The following is a 22,146-nucleotide window of genomic DNA, read 5'->3' as shown; positions in this document are numbered from 1 at the left end:
GTGACTTCATGCAAAAATCCAATACTTAAGTTTAATTCTATAGAAGTCGTATTTTTCCTTTTTCCCTCCAAAATTTTCACAAACGCACAGGCCTCACGCCATTCCCTGAGTAATATGTAGTAAATATAACTACGAGGTGAATGACATATGGGACAGCCAACCAAGATCCGCAAGCGGGCAAAGGAGCTGAAGGGCCGGCCAGTCTGCATTACGCTTCATGACGGACGTTCGTATGTAGGATATATAACCGGACTCCAGAGGGATGTACTGATCCTCTCCAGGCCAAATACAGGTAAAATATTGAACAAAAAATCATCCTCCCGCTCGCGCAAAGCCCAAGTTTCCGCATTCATGCCGCTTCTGGGATCGTTCTTTGGAGGAGCAGGTGCAGGTGCTGCCGGGGGAGGACTAGCGGCAGGCCTCAGCAGCGGCTTACGCTTCATAGGATTTATGCAAAAGGCGATGCCAGTGATGAAGATGGGCTACGGTATGATCAAAACCATCCGGCCTTTCTTTAACGGACTTAAGGGGTTAATGGGCAACAGCAGCGAATAGGCTTGTCATGCAGATAAGCAAAACAGGAAAGACACCCCTCAAGGTGTCTTTTTGTATGTGGCCTATATTTTCGTCTGCACGAACTCCTTAATTTTCTGGAGCGTGACCTCAGGGTCCATACTCTGCAGTAAAAACTCCGATTCTCTTTTATAGGCCACTTGCTCTGTATAATTTCCCAGGTATTCATCTATGATGGCGAAGGGTACGCCTTCCCGCTCCAGCCGAAGCTGGATGTCATTCTTCGTCACGTATATAAACACTCGCACGGCATCCTCGCCGTATTTCTCCCGGAATGCCCTCGCTCCTTCATGATTCACCACAACAATGACAGCTTTGTGCTGCTCAAGGCCTTGTTCAAGCTCCTGCACTGCAATTCCGTAACGTCCCCGCTCCAAATGGACCGTCTGGAAAAATGCATTCTTCTCCGCCATCGCCTGAAACTCCCCGTCAGAGATAAAATGATAATTCTCCCCATCCTGCTCCTGCGGGCGAATCGCACGTGTCGTATAAGGGATCACATTGGGAATTCCAAGTGAAGCACTAAGCTGCCTGGCAATGCTTTTCCGCCCCGAACCGCTTGTTCCGGTGATGATAATGATCTTGGGACTAGGAGATTCTATTGCCGTCTCAGCAGGTTGGTTCTCAGTCTCCTGATTGGTCGCCGATGCTTTGGATGTTTTCAGCCAGTTCCACATTGCTTCTCCCGTGTGCCTGTGCAAGCTTACGCAGACAGCACCGGGATTCACCTCCTTCACATGCAAGCTATACTTATACTAATTCGACAGAAATCTCCAAATCCCTCTAGGACCAATTAGCTTGTTTTTCTCACAACTTCAGCTCGTCATATTGAGTTCTTTACTTGTGATTTCGACATTACTATGGATAATTTTACTTATATGTTTACTAAGAGGAGTTATTAAATCAAAGAAATGGGAGCGGTATATAAATGGTATACGAACAAGGTGCCTCAGTCGTTGAAAGACACGCTATTGTCATATCAGGAGCAAGCAAAAGTCTGAATGGCACAGAGATTATAAGAGATGTTTCATTCCACGTGCCTTATAACAGCATTTATGCCATCATTGGACCAAATGGTGCAGGCAAAACAACACTCCTTCGCTTAATGATGGGTTTGCTCACTTTGGATGAAGGAATGATCCGGTATGCTGCTAGCGAACAGGAGGTATCTGTGCTTCTTGAGAATGATTACTTATTCGAAGCCAAAACCGGGTGGGAGAATCTACGTGATTTTGGTATTTACCTTGAGATAGATTCCTCGCAGGTCTCAGCTGCCACAATGAAGTATGCCAATTTACTGCAATTAAACTCCGCTCTTGATAAAAAAGTCGCCACCTATTCTAAAGGCATGAAACGGAAACTCTCTTTACTGATTACTTTACTCAAAAATACTCCAATCTTAATGCTGGATGAATTAACCTCCGGGGTGGACCCCGAATCCAGAAAAGTCATGCGGAGCTTGTTACATCTCCTTAAGGAAGAAGGAAAGACAGTTATTATCACTTCGCATGATCTGGCAGAGGTCCAGAAAGTCAGTGACTGGATCGCCATTCTGGCAAATGGGACGATTGCAGAGATCATTAATAATCAGGATTTTAAAGGAGATTTAGAGAAAAGATTCTTTGATGTATTGGAGGAAGTAAGGTAATGCGCATTTATCCAATCAATAAACTTAATTTTAGAGATGTTCTAAAAAGCTCCTCCTATCTATGTATGGTTATTATCATATTAATCGTGCCGCTTAATTCCGTTATCCAAATTGTAAAAACGAGAGTGGGTCCAACCGAATATCTTGTAGCATATGTTCTGATGATTTTGAACGTATCTATCTTTTTCTTTCTGAATATGTTAACCATTAGTTTAATTGTCATCTCGGAAAAAACTACGGGGCGCTGCGAATATTATCTCGCTAACAAGTTAGAAATTCATAAACTCACGAAAATATATGGCTGGTCTTCCCATTTACTATGTATTGGACCCATCCTTATTTTTGATATTATGATTTTCAGTTATGCTCTTTTTACTAATCAGAAGGTATTAATAGAGTTGTATCTGAGTGCATCGTTTGGTTGGTTTGCGGTATCTTTCCTACTGTTCACCTATTGCGTGACAAGCACGCTGACTTTGCTCTCTATGTTGTCGAAATCACCGGAAAGAATTCGCACCTATCTGTCAGTCAGCTCTGTTTTATTCATTTTTGCCGCAATGCTTCCCGGTATGTTCATAAATAAGCTGGGATTCACTCCCGATAGCCGCTCCATTGTTTGGATAACTGGCTCAACCTTGCTTGTTCTCGCTTTTGTTTGTGCTCTTGTACGGTATGTACTGAAGAAAAAATTAAGTAATGAAGTTGTTATTCTATCTTTCAAACAATAATGGCAGTTCGGAACAACTCACAGCAAAAGAGGCAAGGAGAGGTCTTCTGTTCCCGGAAAAAGAAAAAGAGAGCATCCCGTAAGATACTCTCTTGTCCTGCTTGCTTACACCTGTTTGAATTCGATCCAGTCAATCTGCAGACCCGGCTTCACGAAATCCAGCTTCAGCTCATACAGACCCGCTTCCAGTTCGATCTTCACAAGCTTCTGTCTGATCCATCTGCCATCGGTGCCGTTCGTCTGAATGGTTGCCATCATCTGGCCGTTCAGGGTCACATTGCATGCGCTTTGGGCCAATTCCGTTTCCGTGGACATGATACCCACAATAATCCGGTACTCACCCGCTTGTTCCACTTTCACGAAGGTTGATCCGGCAATATCAGGCTTCACCTGTGCATTCACGGCCAAAGATTGCGCCAGCTCTGCCGAAAGGGCAGGATTCGCCTTGAAGCTCTCTACCGTCTCCTCACTTACATGCGGTCTGGAGAATACCGGCGCGTTCATAATGAACCGGCAAATGTTCATGGCAGAGCGCTGCAGCTCTCCGCGGGTAAGCGTGCCATTTTCCAAGGATTCCAGGATATTATCATCATATGCGTTGACTTCTGCACCGTAGTTGCTGACAACCATATAGAGGTCATTCTGCGCACGGACCATCCAGTTCATGTACTTGCGGTCCGCCGGTCCTCCCTCGACAACATCGTTCATAATGGCCCACCAGTCCGTCATTACGATGCCTTGGAAGCCCCATTCTCCGCGCAAAATCGTGGTGTTCAGGTCGTAGTTCGAAGCTGCCCAATGCCCGTTAACCGGGTTATACGAGGTCATAATCGAGTTGGCGCCGCCCTCTTTGACTGCAATTTCAAAGCCCTTCAGATAGATCTCCCGCAGAGCGCGTTCTGACAGGATGGCATCCACCTTGCTGCGGTGCTTCTCCTGGTTGTTGCAGGCAAAGTGCTTCAGGGTAGCGTTAGAGCCGCCTTTCATAATCCCCCGCGTACACGCTGCAGCAAAAACTCCGGAAATCAGCGGGTCCTCGGAAAAATACTCAAAGTTACGTCCATTCAGCGGACTCCGGCGGATATTCAGTCCTGGTCCAAGCAACGTGTCCACGCTGTTTCCGACCAGCTCCCGGCCTTCCATCACATACAGCTCTTCTACCAGCTCCGCATTCCAGGTCGCCGCAAGCAGGGTTCCAATCGGAACCTGAGTCGCCTTGTGCCCGCTGTCCATCCGAATCCCGGAAGGGCCGTCTGCCGTACATGCTACCGGAATACCGTAGCTGAACAGCTGGTCGCTTACTCCGCCAAAAGCCGAAGCTGTACCCGGCGTAACGAGCGGGCTGCTCATGCCTTCACCTCTGACGATGACTGCCAGATCCTGATCGCTGAGCTGGGCGATGAAGGTCTTCATCTCCACTTTTCCATCATATACATCTCTCAAGGCATGGCCTTGATTGCCGGTCTGCGTAAGCGTTTCGGGCAGATTGTTCTCAATCCGTTCTTTCATGGAAACCTTGCGTGTCGGCGCTTCGATATAGAGCAGTTCATACGAACCGTCTTCCTTGCGGGCACCCGGCTTCATTCTTGTGAAGCTCTCGGTTGGCGCCAGCGCTTCCTGAAGCTGCTCCACCACCTCAAGAGCCTCCAGCACATAACCGCTGCGGCCTTCTACCGCGATTTCCGCCACCTGCTTGATGCTGCTTCCCACATACAGACGGTAGGTTCCGGCTTCCAGCACATAAGCGGATGGATGCCCGGTCACACCGGCGTCGTCATAGGAGGCCATCGAATGAATCGGGAAGCTCAGGGTGAGCTGCTGCGACTCTCCCGGCTGAAGGACACGGGTCTTCACAAAGGCGGCAAGCGCTTTGGCCGGTTGTCCGAGCTTACCTTGCGGCGCTTCATAATAGACCTGTACGACCTCTTTTCCGGCAAAAGCATTTCCCGTATTCGTTACGGCTACAGCGATCTCGGCAAAGGTTTGTCCATCCCGGCTGACCAGCTTGGCTTCTTCCGGCTCGATAGTGAATGTGGTATAGGATATCCCGTAACCGAATTCGAAATGAACCTTATCCGGGCAAAATGTCTCAAAATACCGGTAGCCCACATAAATATCTTCCTGATATATATTTTTGAATTCATTACCATAATTGCGGGTTGAAGGGTAATCCTCAATAGAATAAGCAATCGTATCGGTCAATTTACCGCTTGGTGTCACTTCTCCGGCCAGTACGTCGGCAATGGCATTGCCGCCCTCCATACCGCCATGCCAAGAATAGATCACGCAAGGGATAGGGTGCGCATAGCTGTTATCGTCCAGCCAGCTCATATCAATAATATTGGACACATTCAGCACGACGATGGTTTGCTCAAAATAAGCCGTTACCTGCTTCAGCATCATTTGCTCATCCACTGTTAATCGGTAGCTGCCCGGCGCGTCAGCATTATCCTGATCTTCTCCCGCCGTCCGTCCGATCACGATGATCGCCTTGTCCGACCTGGCTCTCGCCTGCGACACCAGCTCATCTGTTAAAGGCATTTCCTTCTGGTGCCACGGCTCTGCCGCCCAAGCCCCGCCGCCATTGTCAAATGGATTATGTTCTATCCACTTCTCATACACTGCCGCCAGCTCTTCATTGACTGCAAGATTCTTCTTGCTGCGCAGCCCGTCCAATAAATTGGTCGTATACGAGACATGCACGCTGCCGCCCGAACCTGTGCCGCTGCGGTAGTAATTCACCTGGGTCCGGCCAAAAATCGAAACGGTTTCACCGCCACGCAGCGGCAGAACCTGTCCGTCATTTTTTAACAACACCGCACCTTCTGCGCCTACGGTCCGGCTAAACTCTGCAAATCCTTCGAGTGGAATTCCAAGACTCTGTGTACTCAACTTTGATTTCCTCCTGAATGTCATTTCCTTATCCATATCCTACTATAAAGAATCCACTTTCAAGAATCAAAGGTATTGTGGTCTATACAAACTGAACTTGAGATTTTAACAAACCGGGATTTGGCCGTGACTGCGGGGAATGTTTGGACTTCCGGCCGCTGTTATGTTTGGATTTCCTGATTTTATTCCGCTGGCCGCAGTAGAAATCCAAACATAAAGGCGGACGCTACCGCTCCTCCAGTTCCAAACTTCCCCTCCGTCACTTATCCCTTTTGTTGATTTTCAAGTTCAATTTGTATAGGAGTGGCGGGACCAGCAGTGCAGACCTGTGATTTCCTCATATATACCCGCCTCCTCTTGCCCTGGCAAATAAAGCGATATGCGGTCTTCGCTGAGCCGTACCCGGAGCAGTTGTTCCAGGTGGTAGATTCCCGGTGTGCCATTGCTGTACACAGTTCCGGCGGCAATTGCAGCTACTTGAGCTGTAATCGTAGACTCCTTAAGGCCTTGGATCACATATTCCGAGGTGACAGCAGTCCCATTCTTCAGGCCCGTCGCCTCTACCTTAATGGCATAACGTTCAGTGCCCAAGCGGATTTTGCCAAAAGAACGCACAGTAGCCTTGCGGAAACGCCTGTGCCCAAGCCATTTAAGCAGCCCCAGCTTTTGAAGCGCTGCTATGCCGGCTGTCGCGGCCCTGGAGTCGAAGCATAAGCGGGTCGAGACCGAAGGAATACCCAGCGTCTGCGGCAGGATCTGCTGGTCGGAGAACGGAAAGCGGTAGGTCCGGCGTGTCCCGAGGCCTGCGCCCCAATCCGTTCTTTTGGCATCCGTGAAGCTGTCTGCTCTGATAACCTCGCCGTTCTGCATCACCTCAAACTGCGCGGCGAGGTTATCAACGGTCCATTCGATAGCCGCCTGGCCGTGACTGTCTCCCAGCCCAAGCAGAACGGCAATGTCAAGCTGCTGTACCTTATCCATCGACAGCCTGGCTTCACCCGCAAGCAAATTGGTCAGCCCCGGCGCCAGCCCGACACTGAGCAGCGCGGTGGCTCCATACTTGTTGCCGGACTGGGCAAGCTGCGCCATTTTACCGAAAAAAACAAGGTTCGCCGTCACATCTATATAATGTATCCCCTCAATCAGGCAAGCCTCTGCGAAAGAGCTATCCCGCTGGTCCAGGCACATGACAACCAGCTTCACATGACGCATTTTGTCCGCAGAGAAGGCTTCGGCAGCATCCATTTGCAGTGGTCTGACCCTCCCTCCGGTGCTCTCGCAGAACTGCTCGGCGCGCTCCAGGCTTCTGCCTGCCGCATAGACGGCGCCCGGAAACTTATCGCTCAGCAGCGTGCAGATTTGCGCTCCCACATGACCATAGCCGCCAATCACAACAATATCTGTCCTCATTCCGCACAGCCTCCTTTAACCGCCATCCATCCGTCAATCAGATAGGAGCCGAAGTATCTGGTCACAGTAGTGAAGCCCGCTTGCCGCAGCAGCATCTCCATCTCTTCAGCCGGAAGCGGATAAGAGGTCACACCAAACGATTGTTCAAATCGTTCCCAGTCCTTCAGCTCAATCCCGTTATTCAGCATATGCAGCTTCCAGCCTGCCATCTGGAGGGACCAAGCCGGGGAAGTAACATCGCCGTTGATGGCAGAAATAAACAATGGGGAGCCAGCCTCCAAATGTCCGGCAATCGTCTGAAGGAATGCAAGCTTCTGCTCCCGCCCTTCCACAAAATGCAGCACCAGCATGCAAGTTGCAGCAGCAAACGGTCTGCTGCCGTTCCATGCAGCAAGCTCACAATGATGGAGCCGAACGCTGTTCTCCACACCTGCTTCGGTGATGCGCCTCTCTGCCGCCAGCAGCATCCGCTTAGAGGTATCTATCCCGCTGAATTTCCAGTCCCGATGTTTCCGGGCCAGCGTCAGAATCTCCTGCCCTCCCCCTGCGCCAACCACCAGCACCTCCGGGCCAATCCGCTCCTTGAATAACGCTGTCAGCAGCGTATCCATCAGATCGTACTGGAGCTGATAGCCTGGTATTTTGAGAGCTATATTATAGGAATATTGTTCAGCCGCCGCCTGCTCCCAGAGACTGTCCGTGTTATCCGTGTAATCTTTCATAGATTTCCCTCCGTTGTGATGATCGGATGCCATCATATATAATAAGAACTATTCTCAATTATCATGATTGGGCAGCAAATACACCATCCCACATTTATGGGATTTTAGAAGGGGCCGTATCATGAAAGAAGCATCTATTACGATTACTAGACTTCTTCAGGAGCTGGATCAGGAGCTATCATCCCTGATGTACAGAGAGATCATGTTAACAAGGCTAAGAACTGTTCTGCCTTTTGATGCGGCCTGCTGTACAACCGTCGATCCCTTAACCATGCTCACCACGGGCGCCATGACTGAACAGGGGCTTGAAGCCATTCATGGAAATCTTCTGGATAATGAATATCTGCACGACGATTACAACAAGTTCACAAATCTGGCAGAGGCTCCGGTTCCCGCAGCGTCCTTATGGGAGGCAACCGCCGGACAGCCGATGCGCAGTCTTCGTTACCGTGAGGTGCTTCACAAGGCAGGATTTGGTGACGAGCTGAGGGCGGCTCTTAAGGTGGGAGAGGCCTGCTGGGGGTTTCTGACTTTGTTCCGCAACAAGGACAGCGGTCCTTTTCGGCCGGAAGAGATAGCATTGATAAGCGAGATTGGCCCCTTAATAGCCAGCCAGTTAAAAGCAAAAGCTCTAAGCCGGATGCCTGTCCCTGGTTCTGAGCAGCCGCTGGAGGAAGGCATCCTAGTGCTTAACGAGCAGCTCGTTCCAGTAAGCCTTAATGCGGGCGGGAAATATTGGCTGAACAAGCTGCAGCTTATGGAACGCCAGACGCAAGAGGCTCTGCCCGGCCCGATTCGGGCGGTGGGCTTAAGAGCGCTAGCCGAGAGAAAAATTCCAGCCAGCCGTCTTCCGGCAGCCAGGCTGATCTTCCGTGCCGAGGATGGACAATTCCTGACCCTTACAGCAAGCAAGCTTGAGGGACCTTCCGGCCTTATTCAGCTTGCGGTTTCTTTTACGAAGGCCAAGCCCTCAGACCTTCTTCCTCTGATCACCGAAGCATATGGACTTACGGAACGCGAGAAAGAAATCGTTGACCATCTGCTAACGGGAAAATCCACCAAGGAGCTTGCCCAAAGCCTCCATATCTCTGCTTATACGGTACAGGATCACCTGAAATCCATCTTCGCCAAAGCCGGCGTCAGCAGCCGCAGGGAGCTTATTTCACAGCTAAACTCACAATACACACTGGCATTGCTTCAAAGCTAAAGAAGTGAACGACTAGCAGGAATCGCCAACAGATTTTTTTAAACCCCTGCGTTCAAAGCTTCAAAAAATAAATGATTTCGTAAGCATTCACCCTACTTACCGGATAACTGAGCGTTATTTCTAACCGAACCACCCTTCCTCCCTTCAACAACGGCATTTCTGCCGTTATTTCTAACCAAACCACCCTTCCTCCCTTCAACAACGGCATTTCTGCCGTTATTTCTAACCAAACCACCCTTCCTCCCGCTAACAACGGCATTTCTGCCGTTATTTCTAGCCGAACCACCTTTCCTCCCGCTAACAACGGCATTTCTGCCGTTATTTCTAACCAAACCACCCTTCCTCCCGCTAACAACGGCATTTCTGCCGTTATTTCTGGCCACCCCCATGGTTCTCCCTGTTCTTGGTTCATTTCGTCAGTGATTATCCTGGGGTACAGGCGTTATAGGGCCTCAAAACTTCTAACCATTTTCATAGTTTCAACAATAAAAACGGCTGCCTCACTAGCAGAAAAATCTGCTTGAGACAGCCGTTTCGTTGGTTTCAGCCTTTCTTATGCTCGACAGGCATACCGGTAATCCGGGTATGTTTGGATGGCTTGGACATGCCGGGTACTGTTACAGTCTCGGCATATCCGACTTCCAGCCCTGGCGAGCCGCTTATTCGGCTTGGCCCAGCAGCCGGTAGATAACAGCAGCTGCCTGCGCCCGGGTGGCTTGTCCTTCAGGGACAAAACGTCCATCCGGCATGCCGTTGATCAGTCCGCCGCTGCGCACCGCTTCTACTGCTTCTGCGGCATCCTGCGGCACTTGCTTCAGGTCGGTGAACGGAGTGGTTGCCGCTCCGGCTCCACTCTTCAATGGAACATTCACGATACCTGCGAGGCGGTAGATCATTACGGCCATTTCCTGGCGGGTAATTTGCTCATTGACCCCGAAGGAGCCGTCGGCTTTTCCTTTCACAATGCCCAGCTTTTGTGCGCTGGCAATCGGGCCGGTGTACCAGGCTCCCGATTTCACATCGCTGAATGCAGGAATGGCCGTCTCATCCAGCAGATCGAACGCATTCATCAAAATCTTGATGAATTCCGCGCGGGTCACGTTAGCCCCCGGCTTAAATGCGCCTGCTTCCGTTCCCTGGATAGCCCCTCTGGCCGCCAATGCTTCAATGCTGTCCGCTGCCCAGCCCACGTTCGCTACATCGGTAAATGCAACGTTCGGGTAGAGAACCGCATAGGTTCCGTTATGCTTCATGTTGAATTCGAGCATTCCGGTAGCGGCATTGTACTTGCCGCCTGCAACGATCTTGGCTGTTCCGGCATCATTCAGCGTGTAGGCGACCACTTGATGGCCCTTCTCGCCAGCCTTCAGCACATAAGGCAAGGCCAGCTTAATGCCCTTCGCTTGCAATGCGGTAGTCGTAAGCGCCGCTCCATCAACGCTCAGCGTAATATCGCTGACCGTGCCCGCTCCCTTGAGGGCGCCCGCTTGCGCCGGCAGGCCCGCACCGTCCACGGCTTTCACTAGCAGCGCAAGGCTGCTGTTACCCGTGTACGATTTCAGGAAGCTCTGCGGCAGAATCACATTCGCCGAGCCGGTCTCAAGCTTCAGCGTGGTCACCGCTTTCGCTGCGGCTAGCGCTTGCAGCGGAAGCTCTACCGCCACTTGCTTCACACCCGCCGCCGCTTTAACGGTGACTATCAACGTGCCGTCTTTGATGTCCTTGGCGGCAGCTTCGATATCACCGGCGGTTACCTGCACCTTAACTGTTCCGTCCGCCAGCACCACCGGCTGCACGGCGATACTGCCTTTGCTTACGGCAGCAGGCGTTGCGGTCGCACTAGGGCTTGGTTGCGGTGTAGTACTGGAACCGGACGATGGAATGTACGGTGTAGCTGTTGGTGCCGGTGATGGCGATGGTGTCGGCGTTGCTGTCGGAAGCAGCTTGAGTCCGGCAATTGCCGACTCCAGCTTGCTTAACGCCGCATCAATGTCCGCCTTCGCAGCGGACCCGCTCTCCAGCAGCAGCGAAGCTTGGCTTATAGCTTCTGCGAGAGCCTTCCAGCTCGCTTCGGTATACAGCGCCTGCTTCAAAGCTTTTGCTTCTTTAAGCTTTTCTTCCAACAGACTGGTATTGACCGGTGGGTTAACAGTTACAAGCGTCAGTGTATAGGTACGCGTTGTAGTCTGGTCTGCAGCCGTTACCTTCACTTTGTAGCCTGTCTTCAAATCCGTTGCCAAAGTGATGGCATCTGTTTCATAGACGGCAAAGGTAACTCCGGCCCGTACAGTTAATCCCTCATTCAACTGCTTCAGGGTCGTAGTCTCAGGTACAATAATCTCCTTAGCTACCTGATCCACCGAACCGCCCGGAATCGTAATGCCGCTGATGGAAGCATTGTGCTCCTCCACCGGCTTGAGTGCTTCGAAAGCGTTCTTCAACGCTTTGTAAGCCGTATCAATATCGCCTTCGGTGGATGAGTCATTCTTGTAGACCTCTGTCGCGGTCAGCAGAGCGGCATGCAACGCTTCCCATTGTTCCGGCGTTCCGCTGTAGTTGTCTTTGTTCACCGCCGGGTCGGCGGCTGTATCAATCGCTGTTTTCAGACGCGTCTTGTCATACTTGACGTAGATGCGGCAGCTTGCCCGCAGCTCGCTTCCTTCCACCTTGCCCAGAATAACAAAGTCGGTGGCAATTGTCAGCTTGTTCGCCGGCACTTCATCCCACACCACGCTTGCCTGGCCTCTTGTTTTATCCGCATAGGTCACGGTCACTTTGGCAGGCAAAACCGGCATCACATTCACGGTTGTATTGACCGAGACCGGCTCAATGGCTGTAATTGCTCCATGATCGGCCGGAATCGGCTCTTCCCCGCCGGCTTTGGACGAAATGGCGCGCCATTCCTTAAGTCCGGTATAGGAGCCGCCTTGCTTCACCATCGTCAGCCGCAGCTTGTCGGTCGTAATCTCATCAAAGGTGACTTCGTTGAAGGTATCCTTCGCCATCTTCTTCTCGCTCAGACCGCTGACCGGTACGAATTTACCGGCAGCGCTGTCCCAATATTCGAAGCTGTAGTCGGAAGGAACGATTACTCCGCCGCCATCATCGAAGAAATACAGTGAGCTTCCGGAGAGAGTCACCGGACGTTTCCACGAGTATTGCACCCAGTGGCTGCTGCCGGGGCCGCCCCAGTTTCCGTATTGGGTTTCAACTTCCTTGTCGCCAATACTATTTGAAATAAGCGGGATATATCCGTCATTCACCGCGTACACGTTCTCCCAAGCTGAAGTATACGAAGCGCTTGGCGTTGCCAGCAGGGCTGCATTTTTGTAGCGCAGATTGTCTATGGCCGACCGCAGCTGGTCCGTTGTGGTCTGTACTTCCTCCAGGGTGTATTTGTCTTTGGCCAGCAGCGCCTTGGCCGCAGTCAGCGCAGTTTGCAGCCCCTGCCACGATTCAGGCGTAAAGTCGGCCTGATTCCGCACAAGTGGTCCCTGCGCCGAATTCCGGTCTGCGAACTTCGCGATCATATCGGACAGCTCGGCGGTCGCTACGAATACGGTAACCGGAACATCGACTTTGGTAACCTGATCTCCGTCGCTGACGCTCAGCTCGAATTTGTATTCACCTACTGTCTTGAACGTCGCTTTCAACACAGCCTGATCCAGCACAGGCGCTTCGACCTGGCCTTCGCCGGAGACGAGCTTCCACTGATAGGTCAGCTTGCCGCTTGGTAGCCCGTCATCCTGAATGGTCGGCACAAGGGTCAGCGGAGCGTCCTGCTCCACCTTCACCGGTGTTTCCAGCATCACCTTCGGCGCACGGTTGGCCGCAGGCGTAACCTTCAGATTATTATTGTAAATCTGAATTTCCTTGATACCGGTTGCAAAACCTGAAGCATGGGTGAAATTGACGCGAATCGCTGCCGTATCCACCGCCTTGAACTCCACATTGTTATAGTTGGAGGTTACATAGTCCGGGTAACGGAATTGTCCCTCTACCGGTTTCCAGGTCGTACCGTCAGCATCCAGATATTCCACGCCGAAGGTCTGCGGAGCGTCATAGCCGTTAGGACGCCGGTCATTGTAGAAGTAGACCTTCACATTATCCACTGTCTGTCTGCTGTCGAACTTGAAGGTCACCGTATCGGACGGATTCGGCGAGCCGCCGAACAAAGCCGTGTTGGACGTATGATTGATGGAGGCAATCGTTGAGCCGTCCGCCAGATTCTTCACATCCGAGCCGCTCTTGATATAGCTGGATTCAATAGTCGTTCCAGCCGCGAGCGCCAGGTTCTCGCCGCTATGCACAACGTCAACGCCGGCCTTGTTGAACATATCAACCGCTTTTGCATTGCCGGCCAGCGAAGTGCCATCGGCTGCAGCCAGTTTGACAGCGCTGCCTTTTTGGAATAATACCTGCGTCTTCGAGTTGTCGCCTACAGCGCCCGGAACATCACCCGCAGGTTTTTCCACTTTGCCTGTAGCTGTATCAAAAATAATATGCGACATTTCATTGGTGGTCATCACACGCTCGCCATTAATGAAGAGTGAATAACCAGCCGGAATGCCTTTGTAGTAAGCATTGCTGTCCGTATATTTTGCCGGGTCCTGCCAGACAATCGACAGGTTGGCATCATGATAACGCACATTGTCCACTGCGAAGTGGTCATATTTGACATTGATCGGCCACAACTCGATTTTATCATCCGTTCTCGGCTGCAATCCGGCCATATCTTCCATGACCGTGTAATTCATCATGCCCAGCGTATCGTGGTGAATCCATGCCCGCACCATTTTGCCGCTTGGGTTCGGCGGGTTGTCCTTGGTCCAAGGCGTGCCGAAGAAATAATCCTCCAGCCAGAAGAACTCGTTGGAATCCAGATAATCCGTATTGCCCGGATTCACTGTGTGCAGCCATGCGCCCCAGTCGAACAACGTTTTATAAGTGTCGCTGTTGATGTTATTCACCGGGTAATAGCGCAGTGAAGCGCGAATGGTATTGATATAATTGCCGAAGTTGCACCAAGCGAACTGGTCGGTGCCGAAGGCATCCGTCTCGCCGTTCTTGAATGCCTCAACCCGCTTCATAATGCTGTTCTGGTCAGCAGTGAAGAACGGGAAGATCGGATAGTAATTCGGATCTGCATAGTCGTACAGTTGGGTCAGGTACTTGGACTGATATCCAGCTTCCCCTGCCTTTGGCACCACGCCAAAATTGAACACGAACATGTTGTTGTCACGCCACGGATCGAATACATCCTTGCTGCCGCTCACTTTTTTATGCAAAAAGCTGCCGTCTCCGTTGGTATCCGCTTTGCCGTCGCCGTCAAAGTCCTTGTTGTCATACCACATATTCGTCAAAATGGCCTGCTGGATTTTACCAGCAATGTCCTTCATCTGTGCGGCTTTTGTCTTATCGCCAAGCTGCTCATACATTTGCTGTGCGGCTACTGCATTGGCATACGCCGTGGACGATCCGTCCAGACGAGCATAGTTACCGCCGCCTTTCCAATGCATCGAGACCGTATCGCCATCGTTGCCGGTAATCGGCCCGTGGTTATAGTAGACCAGATCCGGGTCTGTGCCCTTGAAATGAGCCAGCGTGCCGGTTACATCGTTCGCCGAGAAATCAGCGAATTTCTTCAGCACCTTATCTCCGCCGCCGTAGATTTTGTAGGCTTCCCAGCCTACCTGAGACGAGTTCTGCATCATATCCCAGGTCCAGATGTTAGGCCGTCCGGGGTTGTTCTTATAGTTGGCGTTCTCGGAATATTCACCTTGGGCCAGCCATGTGCCGTAAGCATAGGATGGGTCGCGCAGCCATTTCAAATCCTGCAGCGCCCACGGCACACTGACCGTAATGCCGTTGTTGTAGCCGAGCACACCCTCCATATTCATCGGGAACTGCCAGTCATTGCCGGGAATGTTGGCCTCCAGCAGATTGTAGCGGTTGCTCCACCAGCGATAGTAGAGCACCTTCTTTACATTCTCGTCAGGAACATCGATGTACGGAATGTTTTGCGCCCACCACTCGTTGTACTGCTTAACCTGATCGGAGAAAGCCTTTTCATTATTGGCTGCCTTGAAGTCGGCATACTGTGTCTTCGAGGCCGGAATTTCCTCGGCCAGCCAGCCCATGACGACCTTCTGGTCCACTGATCCGCCAGCTGGAACGGTAATCTCTTTGACGAGATCGTTGCCCGCAGGACTCATGCCGTCCCCGCTTAAGTGAACATCGACATAGGACATCGCTTCCACATATTTTTCACCGGCCCGTCCGACCATAATTGGAGCGGCAACCCGATTGCCAATGAGCTCATCGCCTTCCGCCTTGGAGACAAATGGCGATTTGACCGTCATCGTTACCGTAATCGGCTGACTGCCCTTATTGGTAAGCTTCAGCAGGGTAACGGCGCTGTTGTAGGCGGAAATGAATTTGCGCTGGTTGATTTCCAGCCCGCCGCTGTTATAGGTCTGATCCTCATGGCTGGGATAATTTTTGCGTTTATCCTTATCCTCATCCATCCCGCCAGTCGACAGGGAGATGTTGTACATCGTATCCTTGTTGAGCGTATCCGCATAATGCACTGTACCGACAAAACCAAGCTGTGAATTGTCCTGTGTCTTCATGTACAGGGCGCTGCCGCGGCTGAACAGCATATTGGCGCTGCTGTCGTCACCGACATTATCATCGGGAATGACACCGTTGTTGACCAGCAGTGAATCGAGCCACGGCAGGTCGGCATTGTCTTTGGCGAACTTGGCAAAATCAAAATCCTGAATTTTCTTCATCATCTGGCCGATGGTCTCTTGGCTGAAATCAATCGGCTGCTTGGCGATCTTGTTGCCGTCCTTCCACTTCGCCGGACCGTAATCCGTACCTACACCCTTATGAACAAAATCCGTCGTATAGTTCGCCGATGCCGGCACAATACCGGCATTCAGGGTAACGGCCGTACACAAGGCCGCTACCCAAATCTTTCGAGTCCATTTCTTCGTTGCCATCTTTGCTTTGTCTCCTCTCTAACCTTTAATTCCCGTCAACGTAATACCTTCCACAAAATATTTGTTGCCGATCAGGAAAAACACCAGGCAGGGAGCCGTAACAACCAGTGCAAGCGCCATGACCTGTTCATAGTTCGGAATCCGCATCCCGTTGACGATGTAGAGACCCATCGGCAGGGTGTAGTCGGCTTCCGTCTTCAAATAAATCATCGTGTAGAAAAATTCGTTCCAGCAGTTAATGAAGCTGAACAGTGCAACAACAATCATCGCCGGGCGAATCAGCGGCAGCATAATGCTGGAATAGATGCGGAAATGGCCCGCGCCGTCAATTTTGGCCGCCTCGCTTAATTCGCCGGGAATGGTCATGAAGAATTGCCGCAGCAGAAAGACGAAATACGCATTACCGCCCGCGCAGAAAAAGGCGGGAATGATCAGCGCCGGCTTGCCGGCCAGTCCAAGCGAAGTGTACAGCGAGAATTGCGGCAGCAGGGTTACAGCACTCGGCAGCATCATGCTGCTGATGACAAGCACGAACCACATCCCGCGCAGCGGGAACTTCAGCTTGGCAAAGGCATAACCGGCAAAGCTTGTCGTAAGCACGGTGCCGATCACGTAAGGAACGACAATGGATACCGAGTTCCAGAGCTGCCGCCAGAACTGAATGCGCTCCAGCCCCAGCTTGAAGTTATCGGTACTCAGCTGCTCCGGGAAGAACACGGGCGGACGCGCCAGGATCTCCGAATGGCTGACGAAAGCGCCGCGCAGCAGCCAGTACAGCGGGAAAGCGAAGACGACCGCAAGCAGGCAGGACAGCATAATGAGCGCCGCGTGAATGGCTTTGCTTCTGCTTTTGGCCCGCTTGATGCTGGAATATTTCATAGTTGCCGTTGCTGTCATGATCTCACCTTCTTTCTTTTGCCCATCGAATCGTCCCGCTTAAGCGCACCCTGGAAGTAGAACAATACTACAGTAATAGCCAACGTAATCAGGAAGACAATCCAGGCCTCGGCGGACGCCAGCCCGCGCATGCCCACTTGGACAAAGGAATGGTCATAGATCATAACGTTGATGAAATAGGTCATCCGGTCAGGCGCGCCGTTTCTCGACAGCACCACGCTCTGGGTATAAATCTGGATGGAAGTCATCATGCACATGATCAGCTGGAAGAAAAGCACCGGCTTGATCGTCGGGTAAGTCACCTTCAGGAATTTATGCCACGCATTGCCGCCGTCCATTTCAATGGCCTCCAGCAGTTCGCCGGGAACATCCTGCAATGTGGCGATGAAGACAACAATCGTCCCGCCGCAGGTCCACAAGCTCATGATGAACAGGGTCTCGAAAATCCGGATCGGGTCCGTCAGAAACTCTACGGGCGCTATTCCCATCTGCAGCAAAAGCCAGTTGACAAGTCCGCCTTTGGCCTGATTTTGCAGCAGCATTTGCCACACAATCGTAGTCGCCAGCATCGGCACCACGGACGGCAGAAAGAAGATGGCCCGCAGCATATTTCTGCCGATAAACTTGCGGTTCAACAACAGTGCAACGATCAGGCAAAAGACGATAACAAGCACCACATTGACAAAAGCATAGATCAAAGTTACCGTTATCGATTTTTTGAACTCGGAGCTGGGATTGCTGAAGATATATCTGTAGTTATCCAGCCCGATCCAGTCCATTACCTGACTTCCGCTCAAAATCGTAATTTTATGAAAACTGTAAAATAAGCTGGCCAGCATCGGGTACAGCGTCAGCACCAAAAATCCGATAATGGCGGGCGCTGCAAACAAATATCCGGCAACCGCCTCCTTGGTGGCGCCTTTGGCGTGTTTCTTGACATAGACGGGTGCCACACCGGTTTTGCTCTCTGGGTTCATAAGCACAGCCCTCTTTTCAAATAAAAGCTTTATACTTTTGTAATAGTGATATCTGTTCTAGGATACCTTGCCGCTTTCCCACAGTTTCTTGATCGCAGGCATGATCGAATCGTAAATTTCCTTGACGCTCTTCTTGCCGGACAACGCCTGGTCGATGGATTTCTCATATTCCGTATTCATCTTCAGGTAAGCCGGAACATAATACGCAGGCCATTGCACGATGGCATCCTTGGTGGTGGAGTAGCTGAGAATCGTTTCTTTGGCACTTTCCGGCAGATCGGCGGTCCACTTGTCTACCAGGGCAGGATCGGTATACCAGTCCGCCTGATTCGGCAGCCATGCACCGCTCTTCAGCAGCTCCAGGCTGTTCTCAGGGTTGACCATGTACGCATAGAACTTTTTGGCCTCTTCGATATGTTTGGAGGTGTTGTACACTACCAGCGGAGCGCCAGCGTTCATTGTTACCGCTTTCTCCATTTTCGGCAGCACGCCAACCCCAATGTCCTCATTGCCTTTGATGTTGGCCAAATCCCACGAGCCGCTGATCGCCATCGCATAACCGCCGCTGAGTGCGTCTACAGCGGAGCCGATTCCTGTGCTCCAGGTGTAGGTGAATGGGGAAGCTACCTTATCCTTGTTGACCAGATCGGCCAGCTTTTGGATGCCCTCTACGCTCTTCGGTGAATCCCATTGGAACTCCTTGCCGTCCGGCGATACGATACCGCCTCCGTTCGCATTGGCTGCCCAGAAATGATGGAATTCACGGCCGGCAGTGAAGCCAAGGCCATAATTCTCGGTCAGCGAAGCATCGAACCCGGCATCGGCAGCCGTTTTGCCCTTCGAATCCTTGGTCAGCTTCTTGGCGTTGGCTACAAAAGTATCCCAATCCCAGGCGTCTTCAACTTTTGAGGGAGGATAAGGGATACCGGCTTCGTCAAATTTCGCTTTGCTGTAGAACAGCAGCTCCATCTGGTTGGAGAGGCCCACACCGATTACCTTTTGTTCGGGAGAATGGATGGTAATCGCCGGGAGCTTCTCAGGTATGCTTCCGTCCTTCAGCAGATCGGAGATATCCGCGAGAATCCCCATTTCATTGTACTTTTGAATGTCGCCTTCACCCATGTAGCTGATGTCCGGCAGCTCGCCGGATTGCAGCCGGGTCTGGATAAAGGTGTCGAAGGTACCGTCCGCCGGCAGCACCTGCGCATTGATTTTGACTCCGGTATCAGCCGTATATTTCTCTGCGGCTGCTTCGACCAGCTTCTTCTGCACATCATCCCCCCAATACAGCAGTTCCAGGGTAACATCCTTCCCGGACGCATCCTTGTTGTCCGCCGCCGCTTCCGATGCCTTCGGGGTGTCTGTTGCCGCATTCTTGGCATTGCCCGAGTTGTTCGAGTTGCCCGAACAGCCCGCCAGCGCGGAGAGCGCCATTGTCAGTGCAAGAGACAGAACCAGAGTACGTTTGCCAACCTTCATGTTTGTTTCCTCCCTTTTGTCAAAGCTATTTATTTCAAGTCAAACGAGTTTAATCGTTTAACTTAAAAGCAGCATAAAATTGCATAACCGGACGTTCCCCCGGCATGTACAGTGGTGGCTGGATTCAAGCAGCAGATCAACTTATAGACAGGCGCTAAACCGTCCGTCCTGAAGCCGGACGCGGGGCTGCAGCGTTCCTTGGGGAGCGCGGAATTCCAGCTTGTCCTCAAGCAGCAGAACTCTTGACGGATAGGCCGCATAGCTCGTCACAATCCAGCCGTTCTCGTCTTCGGTAATGAACCCGTTGACACAGCGCAACTGGCCGCTGCCGTCCCGGTACAAATAAGCTGTTGTCCCGAAGCCAAGCAGATAGGCGACCAATTCCTCGCCCATATCCCAATCATCTCCGGACACACCGGAGAACAGCGAGGCGAACAGCGGATCGCTTGCGCCTACAAACACCGATTGTCCGAACCGGTTCCGCGACAGCTCCGGCATATTCAGATTCGGTGCGGCTACACTGTAGGTCGAAGCCGCTTCTCCCGGCGCAAGGCGACGCGGCGTGGAGCGCACGTTCCAGTCATAGCAGTTGAACACCGCCATCGTGGAGCGGTAAGCCGCTTCCAGATATTCAGGATCGCCCAAATGCTCATAAGCAACCAGCGCCGACGCGGCCACAAGTCCGCCCCATAAGGAGTGGATCATGGGAGACAACGCTTCCCACCAGCGGTCCGGATTCTGCAGCCGGTAATCATTGCTGAATCCGATGTTGGCCAGAATAAGCTGGCCGTAACGTGAAGCTTCGCCGGTAATACCTAGATGGCACAAGGTTTCACAGGTCGGGCCGAAGCCGGCGTTATCGTAGAAATGCTCCGTAATTGCCCCGCTGTATTGCTGCACGCCGATCTCCATACTGCGGCCAAACCGCTCCCACAGCTTCAGCAGCCGCCCGTGCCATTCGGACAATCCCGCAGTCTCCAGATCCTTCAGCAGCTCCTGAATGTAGAGAATAAATACGCCGTTCAGGCTTGACTCGTCCTTTTCACGCTGGCCGGGATGGCAATCCGGGTCCAGCCGCATGCACATGACTTCGGCAGCCCACTGCAGGTATACCCGGGGCGGATTCAGCTTCAGCAGCCCGCCATCCATCCGCGACAGCAGGTAGAAGACATGGCCTATGTAATCGAAGTCGTAGATGCGGTAGAAGTCTCCGTATAACGGGCGCGGCCGGGAAAAATCACCGTCTGCGAACCAATGGAGCTTCATATCCAGCACCGCGGCCGCCTCGGCCTTGGCTACCTGCTCCGGCACAGGGGGGGTCATGCTATTGTTCATCAGCAGAAACGCCAGCTTCCCTAGCGATTCCCCCTGGTTGGACAGCGGCCGGAACGCGTGGGGCCGTTCCGCCGCCTCGGCGCCCTCATAGCTGTTCGCGGCCAGCCACTCCGCCCGCTTCTTGAGCAGGGTACCGACCGGCTCCAGCACGTTCCAGACCAGCACATCGCGGCGTCCATCCTCAAGCACCAGCTCCAGCTTGTGCTCACCCGGCTCGCTCCGGTGAAGGGACAGCGTGTACCCGCTGCCTCCGCCATTCTGCCCGGCCCCGCTCAGCGGCAGCGCCTGCGCCGTAACATCCTCCTCGCGGATCGCGTCCGAGCCTCCCGGCGTACTGTACAATCGCAGCTTGCGTAAGGTCTGACCATCCGGCAGGTTGAGCGAAGCCTGGAAGACCCCGCCCTTAGGCAGCACGGGCGTATAGCTCCACCGCGGATGCCCGAGAGCTTCGCCCCGGCGGTAGAAATCGTCCATATCCCGGAACGGAAGAAAGACATATTCCCACACTTTCGTCTGTTCTGGCGCAAGCTTCAATGTCTGGTAAGCGCTACCATAAATCCAATCGGCGGCGGCTGATTCGCTCATTGAAGCCCCATCCTCGACCAGCGACAGCCGATGGTACAGCAGGCCGTCCAGCGAAGGCGAAACCTGCTCAAGAAAGCGGTTGCTATAACGGCAATAGGAGCCTGTCGTTACTGTTCTGCCTTCCATGCCGTATACGCCCAGATGCGGCCCTTCATTACTGCGCCGGACGGCGGCGAACTTGGCGAAATCTCCGCCAGGATGTGTGAACACCGCGCAGGATTCGCGCATATTGCGCAGCACATTTTCGTCACGGTACATTACATAAGCCAGTGAAAACCAGATATGCAGCCCGTTGATCTCGACAGGCTTATCCGAATGATTCGACAATTTAACCGCCCACCGCAGTTGCTCACCTTCCAAAGTATACACTACCGTGAGCACAACCGGGGAGACGTTAAATTCTACAGTTACGTGGCAGGGACCCTCTTGTATAATTTTCGGCGTGAGGTCAACACTGCGCAAGGTTTCCCCGTTCAGCCGCATCGTCCATTCCCCGAACAGCTTATCTTCATCATCTGTATATCCGGCCTGCTGCAAATAACCCGGATCTATCACCCAGTTCATCTCATAGGGATCGTCCCGCATGACGAGAGACTCCATCGCTCCCCGTCCGCTTAGTTCAATTCTGTATCTTTCATTGCTCAGTATAGTCATCAGCCATCACCTCTTTCACATCCTGTCACTTAA

General features: G+C 52.3%; 14 protein-coding genes. 4 read left to right on the top strand and 10 right to left on the bottom strand.

Going from position 1 to position 22,146, the window contains the following annotated elements; translation table 11 throughout:
• Positions 1-147 precede the first annotated feature (147 nt).
• Positions 148-555 (top strand): hypothetical protein, encoded by a 408-nt coding sequence (locus AC0LWN_RS23780; RefSeq protein ID WP_474669730.1) that lies wholly within the window; start codon positions 148-150, stop codon positions 553-555.
• A 62-nt stretch (positions 556-617) separates the two neighbouring features.
• Here the strand turns inward: AC0LWN_RS23780 and AC0LWN_RS23775 are convergent, their stop codons facing one another.
• A complete protein-coding gene (locus AC0LWN_RS23775; RefSeq protein ID WP_474669729.1) occupies positions 618-1,250 on the bottom strand; it encodes a guanylate kinase in 633 nt (210 codons plus the stop codon).
• A 251-nt stretch (positions 1,251-1,501) separates the two neighbouring features.
• On the opposite strand from AC0LWN_RS23775, the gene AC0LWN_RS23770 reads away from it, so the two are divergent.
• Both AC0LWN_RS23770 and AC0LWN_RS23765 read left to right on the top strand, forming a co-directional pair.
• Positions 1,502-2,221 carry an ABC transporter ATP-binding protein gene (locus AC0LWN_RS23770; RefSeq protein WP_474669727.1) on the top strand — a complete coding sequence of 240 codons (720 nt, stop codon included), beginning with the start codon at positions 1,502-1,504 and terminating at the stop codon, positions 2,219-2,221.
• A complete protein-coding gene (locus AC0LWN_RS23765; RefSeq protein WP_474669725.1) occupies positions 2,221-2,949 on the top strand; it encodes a hypothetical protein in 729 nt (242 codons plus the stop codon). The genes AC0LWN_RS23770 and AC0LWN_RS23765 overlap by 1 nt, the downstream gene beginning before the upstream one ends.
• A 104-nt stretch (positions 2,950-3,053) precedes the next feature.
• Here AC0LWN_RS23765 and AC0LWN_RS23760 read toward each other — a convergent pair whose 3' ends face one another.
• The 3 genes from AC0LWN_RS23760 to AC0LWN_RS23750 form a co-directional block, all read right to left on the bottom strand.
• Complete coding sequence (locus AC0LWN_RS23760; protein WP_474669723.1) at positions 3,054-5,840, bottom strand: glycoside hydrolase family 3 C-terminal domain-containing protein; 2,787 nt, start codon at positions 5,838-5,840, stop codon at positions 3,054-3,056.
• A gap of 288 nt (positions 5,841-6,128) precedes the next feature.
• On the bottom strand, positions 6,129-7,250 hold the full coding sequence (locus tag AC0LWN_RS23755; RefSeq protein WP_474669721.1) for a saccharopine dehydrogenase family protein: 1,122 nt from the start codon (positions 7,248-7,250) through the stop codon (positions 6,129-6,131).
• On the bottom strand, positions 7,247-7,972 hold the full coding sequence (locus AC0LWN_RS23750; protein ID WP_474669719.1) for an SAM-dependent methyltransferase: 726 nt from the start codon (positions 7,970-7,972) through the stop codon (positions 7,247-7,249). Before AC0LWN_RS23750 ends, AC0LWN_RS23755 begins: the two co-directional genes overlap by 4 nt.
• A gap of 121 nt (positions 7,973-8,093) precedes the next feature.
• Here AC0LWN_RS23750 and AC0LWN_RS23745 point away from each other — a divergent pair, with 121 nt between their 5' ends.
• The gene (locus AC0LWN_RS23745; protein ID WP_474669717.1) at positions 8,094-9,179 is read left to right on the top strand and encodes a helix-turn-helix transcriptional regulator; all 1,086 of its coding nucleotides are present in this window, start codon (positions 8,094-8,096) and stop codon (positions 9,177-9,179) included.
• Positions 9,180-9,231: 52 nt separating this feature from the next.
• On the opposite strand, the gene AC0LWN_RS23740 is transcribed toward AC0LWN_RS23745, so the two are convergent.
• The 6 genes from AC0LWN_RS23740 to AC0LWN_RS23715 form a co-directional block, all read right to left on the bottom strand.
• A complete protein-coding gene (locus tag AC0LWN_RS23740; RefSeq protein WP_474669715.1) occupies positions 9,232-9,591 on the bottom strand; it encodes a hypothetical protein in 360 nt (119 codons plus the stop codon).
• 247 nt (positions 9,592-9,838) lie between these two features.
• Entirely contained in the window at positions 9,839-16,186 is a 6,348-nt protein-coding gene (locus AC0LWN_RS23735) for an S-layer homology domain-containing protein (RefSeq protein WP_474669713.1), read from the bottom strand.
• Between the two features lie 18 nt (positions 16,187-16,204).
• The gene (locus tag AC0LWN_RS23730; RefSeq protein WP_474669711.1) at positions 16,205-17,083 is read right to left on the bottom strand and encodes a carbohydrate ABC transporter permease; all 879 of its coding nucleotides are present in this window, start codon (positions 17,081-17,083) and stop codon (positions 16,205-16,207) included.
• On the bottom strand, positions 17,080-18,060 hold the full coding sequence (locus AC0LWN_RS23725; protein ID WP_474669709.1) for a carbohydrate ABC transporter permease: 981 nt from the start codon (positions 18,058-18,060) through the stop codon (positions 17,080-17,082). The genes AC0LWN_RS23730 and AC0LWN_RS23725 overlap by 4 nt, the downstream gene beginning before the upstream one ends.
• A gap of 57 nt (positions 18,061-18,117) precedes the next feature.
• Positions 18,118-19,539, bottom strand: a complete 1,422-nt coding sequence (locus AC0LWN_RS23720; RefSeq protein WP_474669707.1) for an ABC transporter substrate-binding protein — start codon at positions 19,537-19,539, stop codon at positions 18,118-18,120.
• 141 nt (positions 19,540-19,680) lie between these two features.
• On the bottom strand, positions 19,681-22,113 hold the full coding sequence (locus AC0LWN_RS23715; protein WP_474669705.1) for a hypothetical protein: 2,433 nt from the start codon (positions 22,111-22,113) through the stop codon (positions 19,681-19,683).
• Between the last annotated feature and the right edge of the window lie 33 nt (positions 22,114-22,146).

It is taken from the genome of Paenibacillus sp. sgz302115, from assembly GCF_056120445.1.
The sequence above is the reverse complement of the archived record's forward strand: the minus strand, read 5'-3'. Positions and strand labels throughout refer to the sequence as shown.